The 16,119-nt window shown below is 55.7% G+C and carries 10 protein-coding genes; 5 read left to right on the plus strand and 5 right to left on the minus strand.

The window, feature by feature from the left end:
* The first annotated feature begins 237 nt into the window (after positions 1-237).
* Positions 238-3,027 (plus strand): hypothetical protein, encoded by a 2,790-nt coding sequence (locus Pla52nx_RS09985; RefSeq protein WP_146519713.1) that lies wholly within the window; start codon positions 238-240, stop codon positions 3,025-3,027.
* 54 nt (positions 3,028-3,081) lie between these two features.
* Positions 3,082-4,572 (plus strand): sulfatase, encoded by a 1,491-nt coding sequence (locus tag Pla52nx_RS09990; RefSeq protein ID WP_197454523.1) that lies wholly within the window; start codon positions 3,082-3,084, stop codon positions 4,570-4,572.
* A 240-nt stretch (positions 4,573-4,812) separates the two neighbouring features.
* On the opposite strand, the gene Pla52nx_RS09995 is transcribed toward Pla52nx_RS09990, so the two are convergent.
* The 3 genes from Pla52nx_RS09995 to Pla52nx_RS10005 all read right to left on the minus strand — a co-directional run bounded on the left by Pla52nx_RS09995 (position 4,813) and on the right by Pla52nx_RS10005 (position 8,748).
* Complete coding sequence (locus Pla52nx_RS09995; RefSeq protein WP_146519711.1) at positions 4,813-5,859, minus strand: formylglycine-generating enzyme family protein; 1,047 nt, start codon at positions 5,857-5,859, stop codon at positions 4,813-4,815.
* A 92-nt stretch (positions 5,860-5,951) separates the two neighbouring features.
* On the minus strand, positions 5,952-7,211 hold the full coding sequence (locus Pla52nx_RS10000) for a PQQ-binding-like beta-propeller repeat protein (RefSeq protein WP_146519710.1): 1,260 nt from the start codon (positions 7,209-7,211) through the stop codon (positions 5,952-5,954).
* 100 nt (positions 7,212-7,311) lie between these two features.
* Entirely contained in the window at positions 7,312-8,748 is a 1,437-nt protein-coding gene (locus Pla52nx_RS10005) for a rhomboid family intramembrane serine protease (protein ID WP_146519709.1), read from the minus strand.
* A gap of 192 nt (positions 8,749-8,940) precedes the next feature.
* On the opposite strand from Pla52nx_RS10005, the gene Pla52nx_RS10010 reads away from it, so the two are divergent.
* Positions 8,941-9,519 carry a hypothetical protein gene (locus tag Pla52nx_RS10010; protein WP_146519708.1) on the plus strand — a complete coding sequence of 193 codons (579 nt, stop codon included), beginning with the start codon at positions 8,941-8,943 and terminating at the stop codon, positions 9,517-9,519.
* Between the two features lie 598 nt (positions 9,520-10,117).
* Here the strand turns inward: Pla52nx_RS10010 and Pla52nx_RS10015 are convergent.
* Positions 10,118-11,173 (minus strand): DUF1570 domain-containing protein, encoded by a 1,056-nt coding sequence (locus tag Pla52nx_RS10015; RefSeq protein ID WP_197454522.1) that lies wholly within the window; start codon positions 11,171-11,173, stop codon positions 10,118-10,120.
* Between the two features lie 344 nt (positions 11,174-11,517).
* Here Pla52nx_RS10015 and Pla52nx_RS10020 point away from each other — a divergent pair, with 344 nt between their 5' ends.
* Positions 11,518-12,735, plus strand: a complete 1,218-nt coding sequence (locus Pla52nx_RS10020) for a hypothetical protein (RefSeq protein ID WP_231741915.1) — start codon at positions 11,518-11,520, stop codon at positions 12,733-12,735.
* Positions 12,732-13,760: a peptidylprolyl isomerase gene (locus Pla52nx_RS10025; protein ID WP_146519706.1), complete on the plus strand. Its 1,029-nt coding sequence runs from the start codon at positions 12,732-12,734 to the stop codon at positions 13,758-13,760. Before Pla52nx_RS10020 ends, Pla52nx_RS10025 begins: the two co-directional genes overlap by 4 nt.
* A gap of 727 nt (positions 13,761-14,487) precedes the next feature.
* Here the strand turns inward: Pla52nx_RS10025 and Pla52nx_RS10030 are convergent.
* Positions 14,488-15,483 (minus strand): hypothetical protein, encoded by a 996-nt coding sequence (locus Pla52nx_RS10030; RefSeq protein ID WP_146519705.1) that lies wholly within the window; start codon positions 15,481-15,483, stop codon positions 14,488-14,490.
* Between the last annotated feature and the right edge of the window lie 636 nt (positions 15,484-16,119).

A 16,119-nucleotide genomic window follows, 5' to 3' on the forward strand; every position in this document is an offset into this window, starting at 1 on the left:
TTCGTATGTCGGAATTCGTCGGACGGATTCCAAACGGGCACTCACTCTACTCAGTCAGGATTGGTTGAATAGGCAAAGATCGTCGCTCATGCGCACTTTTCACAGGTGGTTTTCCGCTTGGCGACGATCGGCACCGACGATGACCATGGATTTCCGCAAATCTGATAGATTGACGGTGTCGTACAACGAACGATTTCAAGGCTTGCGGTACCGTGGAAAACCGATTTGGAGAAACGGATGAATCATTTTGAGCTTCTCTCGGTTCTTTTCCGACAGGCACTAGGCATATCGCTGGGAATCGTATGTTGCTTGTCAGCTTGGGGCGGGCCGCCGACCAACGGTCTGACGCTGAGAGCGAAGATCCAATTGTCAGACGGCTCCCCGGCTCCCCACGCCGTCGTGCATTCGCATGATCTGGATCGTCAGTCGACGATCACCGAGATGGCGGACGCGGAGGGCGTTGTAGAGCTGACGGACGAGTTTCTTTCGGGTGTACTGCTGCACGTCGCGTCAAAAGACCACCGTCACCAAACGGTGTTTCGAGAGTCGGCAGGCAACGCGCGACTACGACTTTCTAAACCGCTCTTGATCACGTTGCAGCCTTCGTTGCAGCGCTCGGTATCGGTCACACATGATGGCGATCCTGCTGCCAATGTAGCAGTCGCGGTAACAGGAATGGGATTTGAGATCGTGGGCGAGACGGACGCGAACGGGATGTTCGTCGCTGACTACCCATCCAATGATAAACTCATCTCGGTTGTAGCAATTCACGATGAACTTGGGGTGGCAGGCGTGGCAGGTGCGGCTGCCATGGAGGATGCACAAACCTCTCTGGCATTAATTCCTACTGAAACTCACGCGGTGAGGGTTTTGGATTGGGATGGAAATCCAGTTCCCGGCGTAACAGTCGCCGCCAACGCATACCTGTCAATGGGATATCGCATTTCCAGCAAGACAATGCAGCAAACTCGGGCGACCACGGATCAAGACGGTGTGGCGAAATTGACTTGGTTTCCCAAAGAAGAACCTTACTATGTCTTCGTTGAATTACTCTCCGACGGCTGGAAACAGGATTTGGTCGATCGATCGAGGACGGACGAAGGCCTCACAACCCTTTGGGTCAGGCGGATGTTTTCTGTTGCGGGACGAGTTGCACTGCCTGATAGTGTTGACGGACGAGGAATGCTGGTGACTGGCAATGGTTATGCATCGCCCAAATACGAAAGTTGTGTTGTCAATACAAGGATTACTAACGATGGATCTTTTAACCTTCTAGTGCCATCAAGACATGGGTTCGCATTGCTGGTGTCCGATTTGGAATGGACAAGCGATGTCTTTTCGAAACCTATACTGGCAGCAAACGATGCCGAACAAAGCCCATTGACACTGCACGCGGTCCCCGCGACCCCTGTTGAAATCGAGTGTACGCTGGGAGTTGACCGTGCTCCGGTGATGGAGTGCAAATTCAATCTCAGCAGTGATGTGGAAGTCACATGGATTGATCCATCGGGGCAGGAGAAAACCCGCAACGGACAGGTGCGTTATTCCGTTTGGCCGAGTGAAGACGGAATTGCCCGTCTGGGCATTCGACAAGCAGCCGTAAACGTCCAATTGCGATCTGACCTTTGGAGCGAAACGAAAATCCTGGCAGTAGAGTCCACCGACTCCCAGCGGGTCGTTTTCCATCGCGACCGTCTCGGAATGGTTCATTTTGTCGCACGACCGGTGACGGAAGATGGTCCCTTTGAGCTTTCTACAGACGTGAAATCCTACGGATGGAGTTTGGAGGCCGGTGACTTGCACGCCTTTATCAAGCAGTTGCCCGTTACCGACGGTGCCATGAACGTTTCTTGCGATGTCTCGCAGCTTTCGACGCTGGTGGTTGACCGGAAAAATGGTCGTTCAGGTTTTGCAACCGTGGACCGCCATATTCAAAACGTCGATCTGCCTATGGAATCCAACGCGAGCCTCACTGGCCAAATCATCGATCAAGACTCAGGAAAACCACTATCCAATGTGTTTGTCAGTCTCGCTTTGTCGTACGGACTTCCCGTCGGCTGGACGGTCCAGACGGATGAGGAAGGTCGATTCCAACTCGATTTCATTCCACCGGAGATTCCATTAAGACTCGTCATCGAAAACTCATCGAAAACGGATGTGACTGGTGTCTCACCTGCTGTACGAGTATTTGAGCCCGGTGAAGAGATCGAAAACGAAGTGTTCGAGGTGCGGTTGAGACACGCCCTCGAGCCGGATTGGCAAGATTGGAAACTTATCGCGTTGGATCGAGCTCGTGGCAAAGCAAAGCACCTTGGGATCCCCGCCATCATTTTTGTCGCAGCGGGCGATGCTGAACTGGCCCTGGGGCGTGAGATCCGAAAGCGTTTTACGATGGATCCGGTGCCACGTTTCAGCCCTGTTTTGATGACAGCCGATGAGATGCTAGCCGAGGCGGATCGCTGGGCAGCATTGGACTGGCCTCAACCGCGTCCCGGAGAACTGTTGATGTTTGTCACCACAGACAGCGCAACCGTATCGGACAAGATCACACTGGACGTCGCCAAGGCAGAAGTGACACGGGGCGTTGATTTCATCCAAGAAAACGTTCCGTACCAGAACGACGGTCGCCGCAAGCTGGAAAGAGCTCGCATCATGGCGAAGGCGAAAAAGCAAAACATTTGGTTGCTGACTGGGAACACGCTTTCCAATTCAGTCTACGATTTGGCGATGTGGGTCAATCGGCATCGTGACGTTCTTGAAAAGGATCTCGTCATCGTCACTCTGATTGATGGACTGGATGATCACGCTGCGGAGATTCGCCTTGAGTTGGGCAGCCAACGGACGATCGGAGCGTTCCACGCCATGCTGTCACTTGACTTGGGCGTGATCGTTTCGAGCGACGGGCCGTTGCGTAACGCCGGACTGCCGAAGTCACCTCAAGGACGTGAGTACTTTCGAATGATGCTGAAAAAAGTACAAAACCGAATGACGAACGAGGAAGTAGATGCTTTGATGGAGTCGCTGTGAACCATTCCTCTCCATGACATTTTGAAAACGGTAAAGAGCACATTGATGATGACGATGACACGATTGTTTTGCATGGCCGGCTTGGTGATGGGCATGTTGACGCATGCGTTATTTGCTGAATCTGAGAAGTCCAATGTCTTGTTCTTGATCGCGGATGACTTGAACACGGCATTGAGCGGATTTGGGCACCCGCAATGCAAGACTCCGAACCTGGATCGATTGGCCCAACGCGGGGTCAGGTTCGAAAACATGCATTGCCAATATCCCGTTTGCGGTGCCTCCCGAGCGTCGCTCATGTCGGGGCTCTATCCCTACTCCAACTTGACGTTGGGCAACGAAGGCACCTTGCGTGGCAACATGCCTGACGTGACGACTCTGTCACAAGCCTTCCGCAGCCAAGGCTACTTCGCTGCTCGCGTCAGCAAGATTTATCACATGGGCATCCCGCATGAGATCATTGCTGGGACTGCAGAGCGAGACGACTCGCTGTCTTGGGACGAAGCGTTCAATGTCACTGCACCGGAGCAGAACGCGGACGGTGAATTGACGAATTGGTCGCCCAAGGATAAAGGGTCGCAGAGTTTTACCTCGGTCGTCGCCTCCGGCGGCGATAGCGATCACGCCGATGGAATGGCGGCCGACCGAGCGATCCAAATCTTGGAACGAGTCAAAGACAAACCCTTCTTTTTGGCCGTCGGATTCGTGCGTCCCCACGTGCCGCTGGTCGCTCCCAAGGAGTACTTCGATCGCTACGATCGCCATGACATGGTTCCGCCGATCATACCCGAGGGTGACTTGGATGACGTCCCGCAAATCATCCGCGACTACAAGAGAAACAGCACCACGTACGGCGTCACGCCGGAGTTGCATAAGGGGTTGCTACAGTCGTACTACGCGAGTGTTTCCTACATGGACGCGCAAGTCGGACGGGTGCTCGATGCACTCAGAGATCAAGGGCTGGAAGACAATACGATCGTCGTTTTCACCAGCGATCACGGGTACCTGTTGGGGCACCATGAAAAGTTTCAGAAACAGCATTTATTCGAAGAAGCGACTCGTGTGCCGTTTATCATCAGCGTGCCTTGGTTGACCGACCAACACGGTCAAGCGACGGAGCGGATCACCGAGTTGGTGGACTTGTATCCGACGCTAACGGACCTTGCCGACATCCCCGCGCCCAAAACGTTGCAGGGATCAAGTCTCAAGCCGCTGTTGGTCGACATCAATTCACCGCAGTGGGCCAAGAAACACGCATTCACGATCAGCCGCAGCGGTGGCGAGTCGATCCGAACCACGGACTGGCGATTCACACAGTGGGGATTTGGCGAGGCGGGAGCGGAACTGTATGACTTACAAAACGATCCCGGTGAGTTTACCAATCTTGCAAATAATCCCCAGTACGCTGCCACGGTCGCCGAGCTGCAGAGCACGCTGAACGCGAGACGTAATGACGCCGGTTACCAGAAGAATGAAACTGCCATCAGGCGGAAGGTCAAACTGCCGAAGTCAATCACGGCGAACGGCAAACGAGGAAGCGGCAAATGATCCGTGGCGAACGCTGGAACGCTGATCGAAACCCGTTGGAGTGTTAGGCTTTAGCCGATCCGAGCACTGAGCAAACCCAGATTCGAACGGCTAAAGCCTGGACTCCAACAGAGCGCGACCCCTCTCCAAAGTTCCTTGGTGGAGGTGATGCGGGGGACAAAACGATGGCGGCAAAACACAGTGTCAACACCAAGTTTTTAGATGCCCAGGCGAACGGCCTGTTCACGATTGATCAACAGTTCACTCCACCGGGTCGAGTTGGACCGGCAGCGTGTTTTCCCACTTCTGCTTCTTTTCTTCTTCGCTGGGTTCGGTCAGCGGGCGGACGACACGAAAGCCGACCGACAGGGCATCGGTGTGATACCAAATGCTGCGTGGAACCTGAGGGTCTTGGTCCTTCCATTCGGGTGATGACGGCATTCTCGCTGCGCTGCGCAGTTGGTCGGCGTCATGCTCCCATCCTCCACCGCGGACGACGCGGGGATAAAGTTTGGTCGGAATCTGCAACGGGTTGTCCGTCGATTTGATCGTCTCGTAAGGCGTGTATTGATCGAGCACCCATTCAGCGGCGTTACCGTGCATGTCGTGCAGTCCCCACGGATTGGGCTTCTTTTGGCCGACCGGTTGGTAGTTAAAGTCCGTGTTGCCGGCATACCACGCGTACTCATCGAGTTGATCGGGATCGTCGCCGAACGAGTACGCCGTGGTGGTTCCGGCGCGGCATGCGTATTCCCATTCGGGTTCGGTGGGCAATCGATAGTATCGCCCGGTCTTGGCCGACAACCATTTGCAAAAAGTTCTCGCGGCGTGTTGTGTCATGCAGATTGCCGGATAGCCTTCGCGGCCCATTCCAAAACTCATGTCGGTGTAGGGTTCCGTCGGTTTGGAAACGCCGTCCACTGCGATGTCGCGTGGCGTTTTGGGCAGAGACAACAACTCGCGTCGTCGCTGATCCATTTCTTCGCCCCACGCGTCGTAGGCGTCCCAAGTGATCTCACACTTGCTCATCCAAAACGGTGCAACGGTGACTTTGTGTTGTGGGCTCTCGTCATCGCCTCGGTCCTCTTCCGATTCTGGACTGCCCATCAGGAATTGACCGCCAGCAATCGGCAGCATGTCCATCTCGACTTCCGTGTGCTCCAACAACTCCGTGTACGGCTTCATCTCCGCTTGGGTCTTGGCATCCGCGTCGGCCACGGGCAGCGGTACACGCTGAGGGGAATCCGCCGAAACGACGAGAGACAAAATGAAAATCAACGATAATGCAGAGAGTGTATGAAATCGCATTGCAGGACGCGGTTGGGTTGAGAGGAAACGAAAAAAGTGGTTCTGAATCAGTAATGGGATTCGCCAGAATTCATTCACCACGCATACTCCCCCTACTTATTGGGTTTTGCAACGCAGTAAAGGTATTGATCTGACCGAATCAGCAGACGGTCATCGGCGATTGCTGGAGTCGCGTTGAAGCGTTCGGATTCTGTTCCCAGATGATTGATGGCGATCTCGCGATAGGTCGGTTCGGCTGCCAACACCAACACACCGGCGTCGCGCGTGGTCAAGAACAGATGCTTGCCATCACTGACAATGGAGGCGTAAACGCGACTGCGTGTCGGCATGCGTTCACGAAAGACTTCTTCACCATCACTGGCTCGCACGCACAGTGCGATGGATTTGTCATGCGACCAATAAAGGTGACCAGCGACGAGTACTGGGCTAGTCACATTCGCCCCTCGGGAGGCTTCCCAGACCAAGTGGGACTCGCTGACATCGCCTCGACCACCGCTCTTGATCACAAAGGTCTTGTTTTCGCGTCCACCGCTGCAATACAGGGTTTCTCCTTCTGCAACGACGCATGGCACCACGTAGTCTTCGATCGCATCGCAACTCCACAGCTTGGAGCCGGTGGCGGGGTCCAATCCCAGGATCGCGTTTTGCTGATTGAGCACCATCTCCGTGCTGCCCTCAGCCGTTTGTACCAAGGTAGGTGTCGTCCACGCTTTGGTGATGCCGTCGGTTTTCCAGCGAATCTTGCCTGACGATTTTTCCATGCCGTATACAGATCCGTCTTCGATCGACGCGTTCATGATCACCAAGTCGTTGAACACAATCGGGCTGGCGGCGGCACCGAAACCGGCGGTGTTCGTGCCGACCTCCTGTCGCCAGATTTGCTCGCCCGAATGCGAAAACGCGACCACACCTGATGGACCGAACGATGCGTACACGCCGTCCGCATCGACGCAGGGAGTTGGCGATGCGTAGCCGTGGTCGATCACACGTTTGTTGGCATCTTGTTCGGCCGGTGACGGGGAGATCGTTTGGTCCCAAAGCAGCTTGCCATCGCTGAGCGACAGACACAGGACGTGTAGTTTCAACGCGGTACGGTCACCTGGGTTGTCTTCGTCCACCGCGTATCCGGAATAAGCCGTCAGGAAAACACGGTCAGCGAATGTGACAGGACTGCTGGATCCTTTTCCGGGAAGCCTTGTTTTCCAAGCAAGATTCTCGGTCTCACTCCAAGTCGTCGGCAGGTCGCTGGCGACAACGCCGCGTCCGTCTGGACCACGGAAACGGGGCCAGTCCTCGGCCTGCCCCATCCCGGCTAACAACAGGAGACCGACTGCGATTGAAATGCGTGACATAGTGAATTTCACGAGTGAGTGCGATTGCCAAGAACAAGCCCGGCGTGCGTGAGCGGCGTGCGTGAGCGGCGAAGTCGGCAATGTGATCACTGTATTGTATTCACTGTTGGTGGCTGGCGATACGCTGCGCCGTTGCCAACAACTCGTCGCGTTTGGCGATCTTTTGTTGTTCGCTGTCGGTGATGGTTTCCGGAGGGGGTGTGGGGATGCTTCTCAGCGTCGCAATGGCTTGGTCCGCGCGATTGAGCACCCGCAGTTGAACTTGGGCTAACCGCAACATCGCGTCCACGGCGAGGGCACCGTGTTGCGATGCGATGACCGAAAGCGGGCGAACGACATCCACCCATCGTTTCTCGCTTCCCAGCAACGTCACGTATTGCATCAGCGATTGCTCGTTCAAACCGATTGTCAATTGCAGCCGATCCAGTTGCAGAAACGCTTGTTGCGCGGAGAACAGATTCTTCTGCTGAACGCCTTGCCGGAACAAGAATGCCAAACGGTTGTATTCCGGATGCGACTGGGCGCGCTGCTGTACGGCTGGATCGATGCAGTGTGCCGTTGAGACTGCCCCCGCAAGCGAGACGCCGGGACGTGTGGCGTTTGGCATCTGACTGGGACGCGATGCAACTTGCGGTGACAGACTGGCTGTCGCGTTGGCTGTTGGCGATGCGACCGTTGGCGATGCCGATGCAGATGCGCTGGCGGCTGCCGGTTTGTTGCTGACCAAGCTGAGCCGTCGTCGGGCATCTTCTCCGGCACCCTCCAACGCCAATGCAGTGCCCACGGGATCATAAACTTCGACGACGCCTTGTTTGTCCTGTTGGCGTTTCTCTGGACTGTACAACAACGGATAATCGTGCAGCCACTCATTGCGAGAGATCACGTCCCAGCCTTCGCAATCCACCATGCCAAGCCGCAGCATTGCAAAACCTATCGGTAGCCCGATCAGGATACCGATCACGTGCAGCATCTCCGACGACATGCTTTGGCTCAAGAACACCAACAGGAATTGAATCGCGATATAGATCCCGCCGAACGTGATCACTCTCGCTTCGAATGTTCCCCAGTAGAGAAACACGAGATAGAAACAATCCAGTTCGTTCTCGGGAGCCCAAAGCACTGCGATGGTCAGAACGGCAAAGATCACACCGGAGGCGCCCAACGCGGCGCCTTCGCCGCTGATGAAATACATCGGGACTTGAGTGACCGCGCCGTCGATGAATGCGATCACCAAGTACAGCCCCAAGAAAGGCAGGTTGCCGATCTTGCCCTCGACGATCAGGCCAAAGGCAAACAAGAAAAACATGTTGCCCAACAAGTGCATCAGGTCCGCATGCATGAACTGTGCGGTCAGCCACTGCAGCGGATTGATGGTGTCAAAATTCAAGATCAGCCACGTGACGGACTCTTCTTCGAGATTGCCTAAATGAAATTGAAATGTCGTTGTGAAGTAGAGCACGACGTTGACCACGATCAGCGAAATCGTGGTGATCGGCCAATGATAGAGAGGTGCGTCAGTGCTGTAAGGAACGATCATGACAGACGGCTAACCATGTGGGACGTCGCGTCGAGAGGGTTAATTTGTAGTGGCGGCACAATGAAGATTCTGTGAGTTTGCAAAATCGATTGAATGGGGTCTTGTGTGACCCCCTAAGATAATGGATCAGAGGCGAGGGGGGGCAAAATGGCTAGGAGCATTGGTTGATTAATTCCCTGCGAGTCGACGAGCATGTCCAAATTGGATCGTCAATTAGATGACGTATATGGCGAATCCCGAGTCCGATTGGACTGGAGTCGTGTGGAGGAGTGCATTGATGAGGTGCGGCAACATCTTAAAAACGAGATCGACGAGCACAAAGCCCGAATTCCGTTGGATCTCAGAAGCATCCGTGGAGCACCTCACGCATTGATCGACTTGCTCGTCGAATGTCAACAGTATGCCGCAGATCAAGGCAAGGTGCTGAGCGTCAGTACGGCATTGCCGCCGATGCAGGACGCCTTGTATGGCCTGAAGCGAAAAAAGCCGGGTAGACAAGAAGGTGCGGCATCTGAGGATGCAAGCCAGAGTGCACAGTCGATCTTGGATACACGGAGACAGGATGCGTCTGCCAGTATCCCACCACCCCATCCTCGCAAAACAGCGTCAAGCCCGAGTCGCCGAAAACTCAGGCCTTTTTGGAAACGCTACGCGATCCACATAGCGGTCATACTCGGTTTGACAGCGATGGTCGCTATCGTCGAGTACTTCCTCATTTTCCATGCCGATCATGAGACCGTGGCGGTTCCGACAAAGACCTTTGAACAATGAACGTGCGCAGCTAACGGACCGTTGATTCCGTCGGAATTGGGATCGCAAGAGTGGGCCGTAGGGATGTAGGGCAGTGCGTTAGGCTGGGCTGATCAAAATCTGGGCTGATCAAAATCTGGGCTGATCAAAATCTGGGGTTGACTTGATGTTTCGGCGTTTTTCTTGGAGCCGTTTCTTGTCCACTGGACTGCTCAAAGATTAGTGTTGACGCTGCTATTTTTGTCAATGTTTTTGTTCCACTTTTCGCAATCAAAGTGAGCCTCAGGCGCTAGCCGTGGGCCGGCACCACTTGTCGCAATCAACGTGAGCCTCAGGCGCTAGCCGTGGGCCGGCACCACAATCCGCCTCTGCCCCACGGCTAGTGGCCTGTTGATTTAATCGAAATTGGGAACGCAAGGGTGAGCCGTGGGCCGTAAGGCACCGGGCAACGCGGTAGGCCCGGCCGCTTACGCGTCGCGGCTCACTAAATCAACAGCCCGCTAGCTTCTGAGGCTCACTGGAGTCCACCAGCCCCAGGACTCGTGACCTCGTCCACTACACCAGTGAATGATTGCTCGTTGCGAATGAATCGTCCGGGCTTGTTATCGCATCGGCGAGACTATTGCAACGATCCTAGGAACCAAGCGACGCGTTTGCTGAAGTCCATCGGGTTGACGCCCACGACGGATTCAAAATCGCGGAGTCGATCCGCCCGTGAGTAGTCCGCATAGGTCGGCTTGCGAGACGTCAACTGGAGGATTTGGGCGAACGCCTTTGGTTCACGTTCGGCCAAGTAGTACATCATCGCCCATGAGATCGCGTACGCATCACTGACCGTGTCTCGGCCTTTGAACAGAGCGTCGTCGCCGATCAGTTCCATCATCCGCAGTGCGAATTCGGGTGACCTGCCTGAGTCGTAATTTCGGATCAGCAGCGTCATGCTGTCTTGGTTGACTCGATCTCGGATTGCTAAGCCGGCTTGCTGGCTGACCATGCTCTCCGGTTCGAACATTTGCCCGATGCCCTCACTGATCCACTTCGGCGTGTTGACCACTCGGCTGTGCACCCCGTAGTTGAATGCGGATTGGTGGGCGGCTTCGTGACGCACGGTTTGGGCGACCGAAGGCGTGTAGCCGCCGTCGTGAGTCATCACACGATTGGAGTCGCTGGAGTAAATACCGGCCACGCGTGGCATGTCGATGGATCGGCGTTTGAATTCTGCGTACATCGCGGAGGAATCCGGAAACACGACCGCGATCATGGGAAAACGACCGCGGCGAATTTCCACACCGCGTCGCGACATGTAGCTGACAAAGGCGCGGTGAGATTGTTCGAACAAGTCCGGCCAGCGAGTACCACGTCCACGAGGTTGCACGACCAGAAAATTCTGCGTTGTGAGCACTTCGAATTGCTTGCCAAACTCACTTTGCAAGCTGTTTTTGAGCTCCATCACGGACGCCGGTTCGTAGGACGCGTCCAACTGGCGGACGTTTTGCTTGGCCTGCCTGTCCAGCCAGTGAATCTCTCCGTGGCGATCCAGGACGACCATCTCGTGTTGCAGATCGATCAAGGCGATTCCGTGCTGCACCCGTCCAGAAGCCAGAAACTCCAGCATCCCTGGCGAGGCTGCGGAGCATCGCGGTGAGCCCACGAGAGCGGCAGTGATACTTGACATCACGAGCAATGGGGCGAAACAGCGACGGGCAATCGTAGAGATTTTGATTGCAAGGGTTGAGTTCGTCATGGCGGTTTTGGCAGAAGAAACCGAGCTTGTCGGTTGCGGACAGAGACGGGCTGCCAAACACTAGGTTAGAATCGCGACTGCCGCCTTTGCCGCGAACCGCCCACGCGACGCGTCGGGTGCGAATGAACGCTTGACACCCTGTCGCCCATACGTCTGTGAGGATTGTGATGATTTCAATGGCTGAAAAACGACGCCCGCTCTTTGCGATGAGGTTTTCGACCGGATCGCTGATGGCCAGGTGTTGTCCAGTTTCTTTGTTGGTCCTTGCCATTTTCGTGACGAACGCCCCAGGACAAGATTTGCCAGCCGATTTCAAGAGCGATGTGCTGGAATGGCTCGACGAACTCGACGCACCGAGCTTGTCCGTCCGAAAAGAAGCCGAGCAAAAACTGATCGAAGCCGGACCGGCCGCGTTTGAGTTTCTGCCAGAAGAGAAGGCAGGCCTTTCGATCGAAGCCGCTGAGCGTCTGAAACGTGTTCGTAGCAAACTGCTCGCGGCGCGTGTCACGGAGGAGTCGTCCGACATCACGGTTCGCTTGACCGATGTGACGAACTTGGCCGAAGCACTTGAGGCGATCAGCCGGGACAGTGGCATTGAATTCGAAGGCGGCGACAACGACACCATTGCCATCCAAAGCGTCAGTACGCCGCTACCCTTCTGGCATGCCGTGGATCTGGTCTTGGACCAAGCCGATTTGGACATCAATTTCTACAGCGGCGAAACAGGCACACTCGCGTTGGTCGAACGGGCGGAAGATCGACCCTCTCGCGTCGACTCCGCAGCCTACAGCGGTGTGTATCGGATCGAGCCCACCGCGGTCAGCTCGCGGCGAGTACTGAATCAACCCGACCAAAGTGCATTGAACATCAGTTTGGAGATCGCTTGGGAACCTCGGCTTACTCCCATCGGACTGACCATTCCCATCGATCAACTCAGCGGCACGCTCGACAACGGTCAACCGCTCAAGCCGCAGGAATCCGGCGGTACCGTTGACATCGCAGCCAACAGCGATCTTGCGTTCAGCGAGTTCTATCTGCCGATGCAGTTGCCCGCCGACCAGCCCGGAAAGATCGAATCGCTTTCGGGGGTCATCGAGTCATTGCTGCCAGGAAAGACAAAAGACTTTGAACTCGCGTTGAGCGATCCTGGCAGCGAAAACAAAATCGATTCGATGACCGTCAAGCTGGAGGATGTTCGCAAGAACGGTGCGATCTACGAAGTCCGACTGGGCATTGTCTTGGCCGACGCCGATCGGTCGCTGGAAAGCCATCGTCAATGGATCTTTCAAAACAAAGTCTTCGTGATGGACGAAGCAGGTAATCGCAGTGAGCATCTCGGATACGAGCTGTACCGACAAACAGAAGACAGCATTGGCATCGCCTATTTGTTTGACATCGGAAGTCTGGGGAAATCCAAGGTGATCTATCAGTCGCCCACCAGCGTTATCAAGAACGAAGTTCCTTTCGTACTGCAGGACATCCCGTTGCCATGACCACTGGAACACTTCACCGCCTTTGTTCTGCCGGCGTTTTGGCACGGCTGCTCGTCGCCCTGCTGGTCGTCGCTCTGCTGCTCGTCGTCTTGCCGGTCGCCTCCATCTCGCAAGCCGCTGATGATAAGTATTCCCCCGAAGATCCGATCGCGTCGGTCGCAGGCGAGCCGGTTTTCTTGGGTGAACTGAATCTCGTGCTGTTGCAGCGGTTGCAATTCAAGAGCTTGCAACAAGTGCCGATCCAGGTCCAACAAGCGACGGCCGCGTTGTTGGTTCGCCAACACTTGGCACGCAGGGCGTTGGAATCCAAAGGTGGCGCGGCCCTGCAGGCAATCATTGATCGTGGGATCGCGTCGTTCGAAAACGACTTGCAGCGACGCGGCGGCTCGCTCGCACAGCATGCCGAAGCAAACCGGTGCAACCAACGCGGTCTGCTGGATCAGCTTCGCTGGCAAATCGCATGGAGGGAATATCTCAAGAGCCGACTGAACGACAAGAATCTGAAATTGTTCTACGAACGCAATCGGGCAAAGTACGCGGGCGGCCGCTGGGAGGTTTCGCATCTCTTCCTACCCGTGGACCCCAAGGATCCGTCCTCCGCAGGCATCAGCGACGATCGCATCGAGCAGATCCTCAAGCATCTCGGGGACGCGTCAGACATCATCACCGAATTTGCCGCCGCTGCGCGAGATCACAGCGAAGGAGGAACAGCGCGTGAAGGTGGCTACGTCGGTTGGGTTTCCAAAGACGGTGACTTGCCGTCGTCGGTCATGAATGCGGTTCGCGAAACCAAGCCAGGTGCCGTCAGCACGCGAGTCGTTAGCCCGCTCGGACGTCATCTTGTTTTGGTGCACGCGTTCGAACCCAAAGAAGTCGCCTTCGAAGATCTGCCGGATCAGTCAGCGATTCGACGCGACGCAACGGACGCTTTATTTGATGCGTTGGTGGGCAGCCAATCGTCTGTGAATGTCCAATGGCTGATTGGTGCACTGAAGCCACCGGCAGGAACCGAGCTGGCTCCATAACAAGTCGTCAGTGTTGCTGAAAGCGCCACTGGATGGACACGAGTGCAACGAAAACATGTGGGTTAGGAGGCAAGTTCAATTAGCGCTCGCAGCGCTAGCCCGGATTATTCACGCGACTCAATACGGTCATCGCAATACGTTTGAACGAAACGACTTGCGCGGATTGGCACGAAAACAGTCTGCGCATATCAGCCGCCACGCGATAGCGTCCGGTTCTTGCACCCATACTCGGGAACCGGACGCTATCGCGTGCCGGCTGATGAATAATCCGGGCTAGAACGCGCCAACCACGAGCGCAAAAAAAACGCGTCCGAGGGGTTGGGGCAAAACCTCTCGAACGCTGGCGAATGCGGCGAACCGCTTTCGTTGTCGAAATGATAGAGCAAAGTTGGTTCGAAGTCGAGTCTAAAGTGAAAACTTCATTCATCTCTCTATAGGTACACCTGTTCCACCTATCCACTCTAACGGCGGTGTGATTTCCTCTGAGCCGTTGTTTTTCTCAATTGTTCATTGATTGTTTCGATCACTCGGGAACTTCCTGATTCGTCGTCGCAGCGCCCTCGATGCGTCTCGTTGTCGCACCGAACATCGCCATGGCTGTGAAACTCATGCGTGTAGCGTTAACGAGAAATGGTCAGCCTTTGAATGAGGCTGACCGGCGTATTATTTCTCATAAGTATCCGGGGCGTCCGATTCTTGATGGATTCCCGTAACCCTCGTTGGTCGATTAGACGCGGTCAAACTGCAAGCCACCGTTAGTGGAACCGTCGAGTTGAAAGGTAAAGCCGTTCGATTTTTCGCTCAGGGATCCCGCCATTTGCTGAAGGTCATTGGAGCGAACAAGCGTCAAGCGACCTCCATCCATTCGGTACTGCCCGTCGAACTGTGTCGTTTTTCCCGCACTGTCCCTCACGCTCCAGCTGAATTTGCCGTCTTGGTCCAGCGACAACGTGATGGTGACTTTGCTAGGCAGCGTGGCTTGCCAAGTTCCCACGAACGGCGACGCTGCGGCGGTGCTCGTTGCCGGTGAGAAAGTCGGTACCCCACTGTCGACTGCCGCGTTCGTCGGTTCGGGGGATGCGTTGGCGGACGTCAGCGATGCAAGTGCCGCCAAAGCAGAGGCCTCCGGATTTTCCGTGGGATTTGTCGCAGCGGGCTGGACAGTTGTTTGTTGAGCAGGTTGCTGCGCCGGCTGAGCCGATGGCTGGGTCGGCTGCGTTTGGCGAAGCGTTTGCGAACGTTGGTTCGGCGTCGAGTTCGTCGAGTTCGTCATGCCAGCCGAAGCAGCGAAGGCTTGACGCGATGTCGGAGCCGAGTTAGGCACCACTTGATTCGATGATGCGGTCGCAAACTGCTGGCCTTGAGGTGCCGACTGTTGCACGACCGGGCCGTTTTGGACGGGCTGTGTCTGCATCGGCTGGCCCAGATGAGTGGGCTGGCCGTAAGTGATCGGCTGTCCCTGTGTGTTCGGTTGTGCATAGGTGATCGGTTGTGCATAGGAGCTCGGCTGTGCATAAGAAACACTGGAGCCGTATGAAATCGGAGCAGGTGATCCGTAGCTGTTGCCGTAGCGAACCGAATGACCGCTGCTGTACGTGGCTGCAGGTCGCGAGTATCCCGAGAAACCGCCGCGGCCGCCGCATGCGGAGGCGTCAGAGATTTGGCCGACGGTGGCAGCTGCGAGAGTGGTCAGAGCGACGATGGATTTGATGGATCGTTTCATGGCTTGGTCCTGATGGAGGGTGTTTTGGCTGGTATGGGAAGCACTTGACTTGCCTCCTCTGCAGATCCAAGCGAACCCGTGGGCGATCTGTTACAGAAAAAAAATCAGGGAGCGTCGATTGGGAAATCGGCCGCTCCCTGATCCGTCAACCAAGCCATTGGTGTCGGTTTGTTCTGCCGGGTGTTTTGGGAGACTGCTGACCTTGTGAGCCGCATGGCGCTAGCCGCGGATTATTCATCAGCCGGCACGCGATAGCGTCCGGTTTCCGATTACAGGCGTGAGAACCGGACGCTATCGCGTGGCGGCTGATCTGCGCAGACTGTTTTCGTGTCAATCCGCGTAAACCGTTTGGTGCAAACGTATTGCGAAGACTGTAGTCAGTGGCGTGAATAATCCGGGCTAGCCGCGGGCCTCATGGTGTCGAGGAAAGCCTTCGAAGCCCGTGGCTAGCGCCATCGGCTCACAGGCCCGTGGCTAGCGCCATCGGCTCACAGGCCCGTGGCTAGGCCATCGGCTCACAGGCCCGTGGCTAGGCCATCGGCTCACAGGCCCGTGGCTAGGCCATCGGCTCACAGGCCCGTGGCTAGGCCATCGGCTCACAGGCCCGTGGCTAGCGCCATCGGCTCAAAGGTACAG

The organism is Stieleria varia (genome assembly GCF_038443385.1).
Taxonomy (GTDB): domain Bacteria; phylum Planctomycetota; class Planctomycetia; order Pirellulales; family Pirellulaceae; genus Stieleria; species Stieleria varia.